This window comes from Actinomycetota bacterium (assembly GCA_018333515.1).
In the GTDB taxonomy this organism is placed as follows: Bacteria; Actinomycetota; Aquicultoria; order Aquicultorales; family Aquicultoraceae; genus Aquicultor.
In genome coordinates this window covers 85,157-97,102 of record JAGXSZ010000023.1, presented here as the reverse complement: position 1 = coordinate 97,102, position 11,946 = coordinate 85,157, and the positions used below count along the sequence as shown (strand labels likewise).

The 11,946-nt window shown below is 47.4% G+C and carries 12 protein-coding genes; 9 read left to right on the top strand and 3 right to left on the bottom strand.

The features are described 5' to 3' along the window. Positions 1–52: 52 nt before the first annotated feature. From KGZ93_06025 to KGZ93_06015, 3 genes are read right to left on the bottom strand one after another with little or no spacing between them, the layout of a single operon-like run. Positions 53–994 carry a GDP-L-fucose synthase gene (locus tag KGZ93_06025; protein MBS3909166.1) on the bottom strand — a complete coding sequence of 314 codons (942 nt, stop codon included), beginning with the start codon at positions 992–994 and terminating at the stop codon, positions 53–55. A 32-nt stretch (positions 995–1,026) separates the two neighbouring features. After that, positions 1,027–1,959 (bottom strand): GDP-mannose 4,6-dehydratase, encoded by a 933-nt coding sequence (locus KGZ93_06020; protein ID MBS3909165.1) that lies wholly within the window; start codon positions 1,957–1,959, stop codon positions 1,027–1,029. A gap of 37 nt (positions 1,960–1,996) precedes the next feature. Further along, positions 1,997–2,971 carry a GDP-mannose 4,6-dehydratase gene (locus tag KGZ93_06015; GenBank protein ID MBS3909164.1) on the bottom strand — a complete coding sequence of 325 codons (975 nt, stop codon included), beginning with the start codon at positions 2,969–2,971 and terminating at the stop codon, positions 1,997–1,999. A gap of 148 nt (positions 2,972–3,119) precedes the next feature. On the opposite strand from KGZ93_06015, the gene KGZ93_06010 reads away from it, so the two are divergent. From KGZ93_06010 to KGZ93_05970, 9 genes are all read left to right on the top strand, one after another. Then, positions 3,120–4,256 (top strand): glycosyltransferase family 4 protein, encoded by a 1,137-nt coding sequence (locus tag KGZ93_06010; protein ID MBS3909163.1) that lies wholly within the window; start codon positions 3,120–3,122, stop codon positions 4,254–4,256. A gap of 532 nt (positions 4,257–4,788) precedes the next feature. Next, positions 4,789–6,231 (top strand): mannose-1-phosphate guanylyltransferase/mannose-6-phosphate isomerase, encoded by a 1,443-nt coding sequence (locus KGZ93_06005; GenBank protein MBS3909162.1) that lies wholly within the window; start codon positions 4,789–4,791, stop codon positions 6,229–6,231. A gap of 304 nt (positions 6,232–6,535) precedes the next feature. Further along, positions 6,536–6,745 (top strand): type II toxin-antitoxin system HicB family antitoxin, encoded by a 210-nt coding sequence (locus KGZ93_06000; protein MBS3909161.1) that lies wholly within the window; start codon positions 6,536–6,538, stop codon positions 6,743–6,745. A gap of 70 nt (positions 6,746–6,815) precedes the next feature. Beyond that, positions 6,816–6,998, top strand: a complete 183-nt coding sequence (locus KGZ93_05995; GenBank protein ID MBS3909160.1) for a hypothetical protein — start codon at positions 6,816–6,818, stop codon at positions 6,996–6,998. Between the two features lie 116 nt (positions 6,999–7,114). Next, positions 7,115–8,248, top strand: a complete 1,134-nt coding sequence (locus KGZ93_05990; protein ID MBS3909159.1) for a glycosyltransferase family 4 protein — start codon at positions 7,115–7,117, stop codon at positions 8,246–8,248. 21 nt (positions 8,249–8,269) lie between these two features. Further along, complete coding sequence (locus tag KGZ93_05985) at positions 8,270–8,956, top strand: nucleotidyltransferase family protein (GenBank protein ID MBS3909158.1); 687 nt, start codon at positions 8,270–8,272, stop codon at positions 8,954–8,956. Positions 8,957–9,265: 309 nt separating this feature from the next. Then, positions 9,266–9,901: a D-sedoheptulose 7-phosphate isomerase gene (locus KGZ93_05980; GenBank protein ID MBS3909157.1), complete on the top strand. Its 636-nt coding sequence runs from the start codon at positions 9,266–9,268 to the stop codon at positions 9,899–9,901. Beyond that, on the top strand, positions 9,870–10,463 hold the full coding sequence (gmhB, locus tag KGZ93_05975; protein MBS3909156.1) for a D-glycero-beta-D-manno-heptose 1,7-bisphosphate 7-phosphatase: 594 nt from the start codon (positions 9,870–9,872) through the stop codon (positions 10,461–10,463). The genes KGZ93_05980 and gmhB overlap by 32 nt, the downstream gene beginning before the upstream one ends. 215 nt (positions 10,464–10,678) lie before the next feature. Further along, a complete protein-coding gene (locus tag KGZ93_05970; protein MBS3909155.1) occupies positions 10,679–11,944 on the top strand; it encodes a glycosyltransferase family 4 protein in 1,266 nt (421 codons plus the stop codon). The last annotated feature ends 2 nt before the right edge of the window (positions 11,945–11,946 follow it).

Genomic DNA, 11,946 nt, shown 5'->3' with positions numbered 1-11,946 from the left:
TTGCTATCTACTTGTAAATGATGTTTTGCCTAGTCTATAGCCGTACACGGTTTTATAACCCACGCAGTTGCCCATACCACTCAATCGTTTCCTTTAAACCCTTCTCAAAGTCTGTCTTTGCCTTAAAGCCAAACTCCCTCTCGGCCCTTGTCGTATCGAGACACCTTCTGGGCTGCCCATCAGGCTTGGTGGCATCCCACATAACCCTGCCACTAAAGCTCGTAAGCTCAACGATTAGCTCTACCAGGTCTTTAATTGATATTTCAAAGCCGGCCCCGAGGTTTACCGGATTGCTTTTATTGAAGTGCTCAGCCGCTAGAAGGATACCCTCAGCACAATCTTCCACATAGAGGAACTCGCGGGTTGCCGAGCCTGTGCCCCAGACGATGATTTCATCATCGTCGTTTTCGATCGCATCGATGCATTTTTTAATGAGTGCGGGGATAACATGCGAGTAATTGGGATCAAAATTATCCCTCGGCCCATAAAGGTTGACTGGAAGGAGAAAGATTGAATTAAAACCGTATTGGTCCCGATACGCCTGAGATTGTACGAGAAGCATTTTTTTTGCCAGACCATAAGGGGCATTTGTCTCCTCGGGATACCCGTTCCAAAGGTCTTTCTCTTTGAAGGGGATTGGCGTGAATTTTGGGTATGAGCAAATGGTGCCAAGGGCAACGAATTTTTCTATGCCGAACAGGCGTCCCTGCTCCATCAGCTGGACACCCATCATCAGGTTATCGTAGAAGAATTTGCCCGGATTTACCCTATTGGCACCAATCCCGCCGACCACAGCGGCCAGGTGGATGACTATATCGGGCTTAACATCGGCATAAAGTTGCTTCACAGCCTGGTTGTCAACCAGGTCATAATCTTTACTTCTAGGCACGAATATTTCAGCACAATTTCGTTTCTTCAGTTTATCGACCACATACGAACCCAGAAACCCTGCGCCGCCTGTTATAATTACTTTCTTATCGTCCCAGAATCCCAATTAAACGACCCCCTTAACCGCTATTCGTTGTCCTAGCATTTATTAATTATCTTCCGCCAGTAATTAAGCAGGTCCTCCATCATCTTCTCAAATAGTATAGTTGGCTCCCAGCCTGTTGCCGCCCTAAACTTGCTATAATCGCCTAAAAGAATTTCGACGTCAGATGGCCGCATTCTCGATGGGTCTTGCCTTACTTCCACCTTTATGTTGCTCATGCTAAGTAGAAGATCGAGCATCTCCTGGACCGTTCGCGTTACTCCGCTCGCGATAACATAGACATCGCCGGGCGTGCACTTATTGACGGCAAGCCAGTAGCCTCTGACGGTATCGCGCACATCCGCCCAATCGCGCTTAGCCTGAAGGTTTCCCACCTCAATAACCGGCTCTTTCTTACCGGCCTCTATCTCGGCAATTTGCTTGGCGAAATTGCTGGTTACAAAGACGTCGCCGCGCCTCGGGCCTTCGTGGTTAAACGTGCGTGTTCTGATTACTTTTAAGCCATAACTTTGGTGGTACTGATACCCCAGCATATCCTGTGCCACCTTACTTACCGCATAAGGGCTTAGCGGCCGCAGTGGATTGTCTTCATTGATTGGGACTTCATCCGGTAAGACCAGACCATACTCTTCGGATGAGAGCGCGATCTGAATAGTCGGATCAATACCCGCTTCGCGAACCGCTTCGAACACGTTTACCTGCATCGTGATGTTATCGCTGAGCGTTGCTGCAGGAGAGACCCACGAAGTTGGAACATAGCTCTGTGCGGCTAAATGAAAGATAAAATCGGGCTTGACCTTTCGGATAACCCCCAGAACATTTTTATAATCCGTTAGATCACAATCATGCAGCGCAATCTTGTTCTCGATATGAGCAATATTCGCAGGGTTACTGCGCCATCTTTTAGTGCCATGCACCTCGATATCGCCTAAGTCGAGTAGGTAATCGGCAAGATGACTGCCGGCCATACCGGTTATTCCTGTAATAAGCGCTTTTTTATTCAAATTAATTCCCCTTTCGTAATTTAATAAAATGTCGCCAGTAGTCTAAAGTGTCTGCCAGCGTCTTGTCTAGCGGTATCTCGGGCTGCCAACCTGTCAGTTCTCTAAGTTTACCGGCATCGCCAAGGAGGCATGGCGTATCAATGCCTCTAACCAACTTTGGATCGATTCTAACTTCGATTGATGCCTTCGAATGCCGAAGCAGGAGATTTAGAATTTGAGCTATAGATTGCATTTTTCCTGAAGCGACATTATATCTTTGACCGGGTATTCCTTTATTGAGAGTAAGCCAATATGCTTTTACAACATCTCTTACATCCAAGAAATCACGCTTTGCCTGTAAGTTTCCTACACGCATTATTGGTTTCCTTAATCCGGCCTCTATCTCGGCAATTTGCTTGGCGAAACTAGGCACTACGAAATTACCATGCTGCCGTGGACCTGTGTGATTAAACGGGCGCGCAAAAACCACAGGTATATTATATGCTGCGTAGAATTGATAACCCAAAAACTCTTGCCCCAATTTACTTACTGAATATGGATTATTTGGGCGAAGGTCACTTTTTTCCGATAAAGGCAGCTCGTCCTCAGACGCGCTTCCGTACACCTCGCCCGAGCTGATTATGAGCACTTTTGCCTTTGGCGATATGCTCTTTAACGCATCCAATAGGTTTAGTTGGCCAATTATATTATTGGTGATAACATATTCGGCGTTCTCTAATGTATCAGCAATCGAGGCGATACCCGCTAAATGAAATACCAGATCAGGCTTGGCGATCTCAACGAGTCGCTTTGCTGCATCGCTTTTCGTTAAATCGCAACCTATGACTGTTACATTAGAATTGGTGTTTAGCTGATCAAAGTATTCAGGGGTGGCTCCAAAGGCGCTTCCATATATTTCGACGTTTGGGATTGCGTGTAAACATTCAATTAAATGACCACCGACAAAGCCGGTGATACCGGTTACTAGTATCCTCATAGAACCCCTTAAAACATAAGTTAATTGATGTAAGCTTGATTATATCATAGAATTAATTAGCTATTGTAGGTAGCTGCATTTGAAATGTAGATACCATTTGCGAAGAGAGGAAAACATGTGGTCAATATCTCCTTAAGGGGTAAGAATCTTGAGAATCGCAATTGATGCAAGCCCGGCGATTCCGCCAAGAACCGGTATCGGCTGTTATGCGTATCAGTTAATTCGACATCTTGCCGGCATCATAAACCAAACCGACGATGAGCTTTTGCTTTTCTATAACTATTTTAGACATGGCAAGGCGCTTCCGGCTGAATTAAATGAGCTAGGTCGCGTTAGGGTTAGTCGCATACCTTGTAGGGTGCAGAGAATGCTGCATAATAGTATTGGTATCCCAATAGAGCCCTTCATCGGCAAAGCAGACGTATTCCATTCATTGAATTATATGGTACCGCCCACACTTTTTGCCAAGCAAGTCGTATCGATTCACGACTTGACATTTGTCTTCTACCCGGAAACTATGCCGGCTGGAGACGCGGCATACTTTAACAAGTTCGTGCCGGTTGCGGCTCGCAGAGCTGATAGGGTCATAACGATCTCGGAAAGCAGCAAGCGTGATTTGGTGACATTGTTAGGGATAGATGAGAGCAAGATTGTGGTCACCCACATGGCTGCGGACTGTAACGTTAAACCGATCGAAGATTCATCTATTTTGGACACCGTCAGGAACACATATGCATTACCGCAAGAATATATTCTCTATGTTGGCACGTTAGAGCCGCGCAAAAACATCCCGTTCCTCATCGACGCGTTTTCCGCACTTAAACAACAGCATCTTATACCACATAAACTGGTGATAGCTGGTAAGAAGGGCTGGCTTTATGGAGAAATCTTTAAGAAAGTGACGGAAATAGGTCTCGAAAATGAGATTGTTTTTACCGGCTTTGTTGAGGATGTTGACCTAGCAGCCCTGCATAGTGCTGCTTCGGTATTCGTTTTTCCGAGCCTTTATGAGGGCTTCGGTATTCCGCCGCTTGAGGCTATGGCATGTGGAACACCAGTGGTTGTTTCAAATACGTCCTCGTCACTTGAAGTTGTGGCAGATGCGGGTATTTTGCTCGAGCCTCATGATGTGGGTGCTTGGGTGGAAGCGATATATGCGGTAGTAACTAAGCCAGAGCTTGCCGCTGGTTTGAAAGGGAAGGGAATAGAGCGTTCAAAGCTTTTCTCATGGGATAAAACCGCGCAGCTTACGTATGACGTGTATCGCAAGGTTTGCGGATGCTAATTGAAGTAGCTCTTTCCTGTGCGCAAAAGATTGCTTTCGTAAAGATAAATAGCAGGGGCGCAGGAAAGCTGTCTTATAAGGAGGCAAATTCTTCTTTGATAGTCGAAACAGGCAGTAATGGCTCAAACCTGTATCTTGCGAACAAGGGTAAGGTGACTTGAAATAATAAAATAAATCAAAAGCGGCGGGAAGGTTGACCGGTTGTTGGTCGATAAAGTAAAGTTGCGTCTTATCGCCATAGTGGTAGATGCAGATCGGGCGAGGCGGTTGAGGCATTTAAGATTAAGGAAGCCTGGTGCGCTGCGTTTGTCTGATAGGCCAATACCTGTGGATGGTTACAGGGTCGGGAAAGATATTTGCTTACAAGTTATGACGAGGTGGCCCTCGGTAAGGCGACTGCGATACAAGCACCGCCTATGCAACGCTATAGCATCTAAGGATTCTTGATTACTGCCTTTAAATGCAGGTAAAATACAATCAATGCGATATAGCATTACGCAAGATGATGTTTGCATCTGGTAAGGAGTTTTATATGGTAACTTCGAAGAATTTGTACGGCGTTATTCTAGCAGGCGGCGCCGGGACAAGGTTCTGGCCCCTGAGTCGAGAGATGAGCCCAAAGCAGTTGCTCAGGGTGTTTGGTGCCGAAAGCTTGATTTGGCAGACTATTAAGCGTCTGCTGCCGCTCATACCGCAAGAACAGGTATATGTGGTCGCCAACAACAAGCTTGTCGAAGAAATAAGAACTCATCTTATCACGGAAAAGGAGCCCTTCAAGAACGTGGGCTATCTTGTCGAGCCCCACGCCAGAAACACGGCGCCTGCGATTGGCCTGGCCGCCGTTCATCTTTTAAACATAAATCCAGACGCCGTAATGGCGGTTCTTCCATCCGATCACCTACTGGGCAATCCCGACGAGTTTTTATCGGTGCTTACAAGTGCCGAAGAACTCGCGAGCGCGGGTTATCTCGTTACGCTGGGTTTGAAACCTAGTCGTCCCGAGACCGGTTTCGGCTATATTAAGCTGGGGGCGAGGCTTCAAGGGCATGGCGAAACCTACCCATCATATGCCGTAGAGCGCTTTGTTGAAAAACCGGACAGAGAAACGGCCGAGCTGTATGTGCGGGCGGGCGATTATTTTTGGAACAGCGGTATGTTCGTTTTTAAGGCGAGCACCGTTTTAGATGAGATCGAGCGGTTAATGCCGGAACTGTACAGTCTTTTGATGCGGTTCAAGGAGCTTTCGCTCAATGAGTGGAATTCAGAAAAAACAAAAGAGCTTTTCTGCGAGGCCGAATCAACATCGATCGACTATGGCGTAATGGAGAAATCCGATAAAGTCGCCGTGGTGCCGGTGGAGCTTGATTGGGTGGACGTCGGGAGCCTGACGGCAATCGGCGATTTCTTGAAGAAAGATGAGCGCGGCAACGCCATTGCGGGCAATGTAATCGACATCGATTCCGAAGACTCGATCGTCTTTGGGGAGAACCGGCTGGTCGCTACCCTCGGGCTGAAAGACACGGTCGTCATCGACACGCACGATGCGACGCTCGTGTGCTCTAAAGACAGGGCGCAGGATGTGCGCAAGGTCGTCGATGTGCTCAAGGCCCGAAATGCCGAGGAGTACTTGGTGCATCGCACGATGTACAGGCCGTGGGGCTGCTATACGCTGTTAGAGCGGGGGCCCGGCTTTAAGATAAAGGTCATCGAAGTCAAACCCGGCGAGCGGCTGAGCTTGCAGATGCATCACCATCGCAGTGAGCACTGGGTGGTAATAGCGGGTACGGCGACGGTAACGCGCGGCGGCGAAGTCTTCAATGTGCATGTCAATGAGAGCACGTTCATACCGCCCTCCACGATGCATCGCCTGGAAAACCCGGGGATGATACCGCTTAAGATAATCGAGGTGCAAAACGGCGAGTATCTCGAAGAGGACGACATCATGCGGACCGAGGATGACTATGCCAGACAGTAGAAAGGTCTTTTCTTTTGAAAATCGTTCAGCAGTTGATAAAATAGGGTAGCTAGAATGACACGTGACGATAAAGTTTTAATCCTAATATTGTCTGGCAAATCTGATGCAAATATTTCTTTTGCCGACTTACGCAGTCTACTAATCAGGCTAGGCTTTTCCGAGCGAATTCGCAGTAGTCATCATATTTTTACTAAAGACGGGGTTGAGGAAATATTAAACTTACAACCTAAAGTCGGTAAGGCTAAGCCTTATCAGGTAAAGCAAGTTCGAAATGTAATCTCAAAATATAGATTGGGTGATTCTGATGGTTAAGTATGAAGTGATTATCTATTGGAGCGATGACGACCAATCGTTTATTGCAGAGGTTCCGGAATTGCCGGGCTGCATGGCTGATGGCGAGACCTATCAGGAAGCACTGGCAAATGTTGAGGTAGTAATCCAGGAATGGCTTGACACCGCAAAAGAACTCGGGCGACCTATTCCTAAACCTAGAGGGCGCTTAATGTTTGCCTAAGTGCCTTTAGTCCGTGATAGAGAGCGCTGTATTCCATAGGAATAGCCGGGGACAGCAGGGAGATAATAACTTGCAGAAAAGAACTTTGGAAGAAACCATGTTTCGCGAATACGACCTGCGGGGCGTATTCGGGCAAGAGCTGACGATAGGTTTTGCAAAGCGTCTCGGCGCTGTCTGTTGCGCATGCCTGCGTGAGCGTCTCGGTAAGGAGAAGTTTGTAACAGCGTGGGCCGGACACGCTTCACGCATTTGAGGTGAAAGTCTCTTACGTACCCGGCAAGCGCCTTTTCTATTTTATGGAGGGGGTTTGATGGGGTTACCGGAAACCTATATAATCAAGATAAAATTTCCGGAAAGGCTCTATTTTTCATGAAAATCGGCATTGATGTGTCTTCAGCTGTCAACCAGACGGCGGGCATTGGGAGATACACTGGTGAGTTGGTTGCGAAGCTTTTGGAAATGGACGGGAGAAACGAGTACGTCCTCCATTCTTTCTTCGGAGACGCGTCGGATTTGGCTGCACGCCTCGGTCTGCCCTTGTCCCGAATATATGTGCATGGTTTTAACGGCAGGGCGCTGCGTTCTTATTTATTAGGCTTAAAGCTTATTGGCCGCACGCCAAACCACCTGATACGGAAGGTAGACCTCTTTCATGTTCCCGATTTTTCCTTTCCGGCGCCAAAGGGAATACCAAGCGTTCTTACTGTGCACGATTTGATATTTCTACGCTACCCGGAATACTTTACATGGGCCAACCGTACATTTATGCGGCAAATAGCAAAGTTTTCGGCGCATAATGCGAGTGCCGTAATAGCCGATTCTTACAGCTCCAAGCAAGACATTATCGAATACCTGTCAATTCCCGAGGACAAGATATCGGTTATCCATCTTGCCGCGGGTAGCCAATATGTGCCTGCCGCTAGGCAACAGATAGATACTGTTTTGGGGGGTCTTGGGATAACCGAACCTTATCTACTATATGTCGGCACTATGGAACCGAGAAAGAATATTGCAACTCTACTTAAGGCATTTAGTTACTGCATTGGAAGTATGCGTGATTTTCCTTATCGCTTAGTAATTGCCGGTAGCAAGGGTTGGTTGTATGACGATATCTTTAAACTGGTAGAGGAATTGAAACTTAACGAAAAGATAATTTTCTTAGGCTTTATTGAAGACAATATTTTACCAGCGCTTTATAGCGGCGCGGAAGCTTTTCTGTACCCATCGATTTATGAAGGTTTTGGCTTGCCCGTACTAGAGGCAATGGCTTGCGGAACGCCTGTTGTATGCTCCGATGTGTCGTCATTGCCGGAAGTTGCGGGTGACGCGGCTTTGCTGTTTGGTCCGCGCGATGTAGAGCAATTGGCCGCGCATATCTTGAGCGTTATTGAGAACAGTCAACTCCGCAGCAGTATGATTGAAAAGGGACTGGTAAACGCAGAGCGATTTTCCTGGGAAAAGACAGCGTCCGATACGTTGCAAGTATATGAGAGGTTGGGTTAGCATTAGATGAGGGTAGTCATATTGGCTGGCGGACTTGGCACTCGCTTGAGAAGTAAGGTTTCAGATTTGCCAAAACCAATGGCTCCGGTTGCCGGCAGGCCATTTTTGGAATGGCAATTGATGGTGTTAAAGGCGCAGGGGTTTTGCGATATCGTGCTTTGCACCGGATATCTTGCGGACAAGGTCGCCTTGTATTTCGGCGATGGTTCGAATTTCGGGCTAAAAATTGACTATTCGGTCGAAAAAGAACCGCTTGGTACTGCTGGGGCGGTATTAAATGCTGCTAAATTTATTGACGGCACGTTCTTGCTGCTAAACGGCGATACTTTTTTCGACCTCGATTGTCGGGGGCTTCTCGATTTCCACGAGGGAAAAGAGGCGGGGCTTAGCTTGTCTTTAGTTATGGTAGACGATGCAGCCCGTTTTGGCTCAGTCGCTATAGATTCAAATAACCGAGTTTTAGGCTTTAGGGAGAAGGGTTCGGATACGCAAGGATTTGGTCATGTAAATGCCGGCATTTATGCAGTTTCGCCCGCCGTGTTAGACTACATTGCACCCGGAAAGCCCGTTTCTTTGGAAAACGATGTAATTCCTACCATAATTACTACAGGTTCGGTTTTTGGCTATGTTTCGGATGGCTACTTTATAGATATCGGGACGCCTGAGAGCTATGAAAAAGCTCAAGAATACTTTGTCCGTTACTTTTAAGTTGCCTAGGTTTTAAGCATCTATCCGAGGCAAGGCTGAGCTTAAGATAGGTTTTACGGTAAGGGACATCGGCCCGCAAGCTTGTCACCATCGGCGGGATTTCACAAGCCGCGGCACAAGGACGCCGATTAGCATCGGTTATTTCAATGAGCTATAATACTTACAAGAGTTTAATGAACTATATGATTGGTCGTTTACTTCGCGTTTGGCCTTAAAGAATTGTAACGTGGCGGGCGGTCGTGTTGGAGCTGTTGCCAGGTAAAGGAGAGACGGATGGATGGCGTTGCCGGCGATATGAAAGTGCAGCTAATGGGCAAAATTCGCGATCAGATTGTCGATAGCATTAGTGTAAAAGAGGCACTGGTCAAAGGTGAAGGGCACCTATCGGTTATCATGGAAATCGCTAAGAAGATCATCGAATGCTATCAAGTAGGCGGTAAAGTTATTTTCATGGGGAATGGTGGCAGTGCGGCCGATTCACAGCACTTGGCCTGCGAATTCGTGAGCAAGTTCCAGATGGAACGTAGAGCTCTGCAATCGATTGCTTTAAGCGTTAATACCTCGATTCTTACTGCAATCGGCAACGATTACGATTTTGACCGGGTCTTTGCCCGTCAGATCGAAGCCTGGGCAAGGCCGGAAGATGTTGTTGTTGGGATAAGTACCAGCGGAAATTCTAGCAACGTGGTAGCGGCGATAGAAAAGGCCAAAGAGATCGGCGCGGTAACTGTTGCTTTTACCGGCGAGGGTGGCGGAAAGCTTGCGCCGATGGTAGATATATGCTTTAAAACCCCTTCTGTTAGCACGCCCCGCATACAGGAAGCCCACATAACCGTCGGCCACATAATCTGCGACATAGTCGAGAAGGCCATTTTTGATGAATCTTTCCTCGGAGGTCTGGGCGAGAGCCATGATGTTTTACCGGGGAGGTCGAGTGAAGAGTAAGGCGGTTTTTATAGATCGCGATGGCACGATAAACGAAGAAGTCGGTCATCTCAGGGAAGTAAGCAGGTTCGAATTCTATCCCGATTCGGCTAGGGCTATTCGAATTCTTAACAAGGCCGCATATAAGGTGGTCGTCGTTACCAATCAGGCCGGTGTAGCGAGAGGCTATTTTAACGAAGAAAGAGTAGAAGAGATACACTCCCACATGAGGTTCGAGCTTGCTAAAGAGGAAGCATGGATAGATGCGATCTATTACTGTGTTCACCACCCCGAATTCGGCGACGAAAACTATGGGCGGGCTTGTTCGTGCCGAAAGCCTGAACCGGGGATGATATTTCAGGCCGCTAGCGATTTAGATATTGATCTTTCCTATTCCTATATGATTGGCGATACGGTGAAGGATATGATTGCGGGCAAGAGGGCCGGGTGTAAAACGATTCTTGTAACTACCGGCCATGGGGCAGAAGAGGTGAGTTGTATACCGAGTGAGTTTGCGCCGAATTTTGTAGCTAAGGATTTGTTTGTTGCGGTAAATTGGCTAATACTTCAAGATCAGATCTAGCTTAACCCGCACGTTCCTTGCTCCTCGCTAGGGCAAAATCGGCTCTTTTTACATCCAAAACACGGCATAGAGTTCGGTCGGTGATTTACTCAAAACATAGATTGGGTGATTCTAATGGTTAAGTATGAAGTGATTATCTATCGGAGCGATGACGACCAATCGTTTCGCAAAAGAACTCGGGCGACCTATTCCTAAACCTAGAGGGCGCTTAATGTTTGCTTAGAAAGATTTATATCGGCGCTAGAAAAAGCGCTAAATTTAGCGGTATGGTCATACTATTTGCCACCGACATTTTGCGGGAAAGAAAGGGCGAGGAGTTTATCGGCGAGGTCAAGTGCTCAAGTTTTTGCGGGCGGATAGCGGGAGTTGCCATGCGTGTAGGAATTGACGCTCGAATGATAGGCTGGAGCGGCATTGGAAGATATACCGATCACCTAATCAAAGGCATTACGGAATTTGGCGAAGGTGTCGAGCCGGTTCTTTTTTGTGACCGCGATAATGCGCATGAAATTCCTGGTAAATCAAATCTTGAGCGGCATTATCTGCGAACCAAAGTATTTTCGTTAAGCGCGCCTCTAAAACTAAGGCGCGAATTCGCGCAATACGGCTTTGATATTCTGCATACTCCTCATTTTGTGTCGCCTTTAGGACGAACGACGTATCCGGTTGTTATAACCATACATGATTTGACCCCGATTATTATTGGGGGCACCATGCCGAGCCTGGTGCGGAAGGCCTACTATTACCTGTACAATTTATTCGCCGCCCGAAACGCGAAGGCCATAATTGTGCCGTCTAATAGCACAAAAAACGATGTTGTAAAAATGCTTGGCGTTGCACAGAGTAAGGTCGAGGTTGTCTATGAGAGCGTTGACGAAATATTCGGCAGAGTCGATAGCGACATCGTTCTTCGCACCAAAGAAAAATTTGATATAAAAGGCGAATTCATTTTTGCGCTCGGCAATCAAAAGCCCAACAAGGGGCTCGAATACTTAATCGACGCGTATTATGAAGTTATCAATAAGCACCAGTTGAGGCATGAACTCGTTCTTACGGGCACGCCGAGTAGTAAATTTAAGGGCGTGGCAGAGCGAATAGGCAAGTATGGGCTTGAACAGAAGGTAAGGTTTATAGGCGGAACAACCGATGATGAGCTGGTTGGCCTCTACAACGGGGCAAGCGTCTTTGTGTTTCCCTCGCTTTACGAGGGCTTTGGCTTGCCGCCGCTTGAGGCCATGGCATGCGGAACCCCGGTTATCGCCTCAAATAGGTCATCGGTGCCGGAGGTGGTGGGTGACGCCGCGGTAATTGTCAATCCGCTCGATGTAGGCGCATTAGCCGATGCTATAGTCGAGGTTGTTACAGATGAAGACAAGAGGTCGAGCCTGGTAGAGAGAGGGCATAGGCGGGTTAATGATTTTTCGCTGGAACAGTTCGCGAGAGAGACCCTCGATGTTTACAAACAAGTCCTAGGGAGATGATA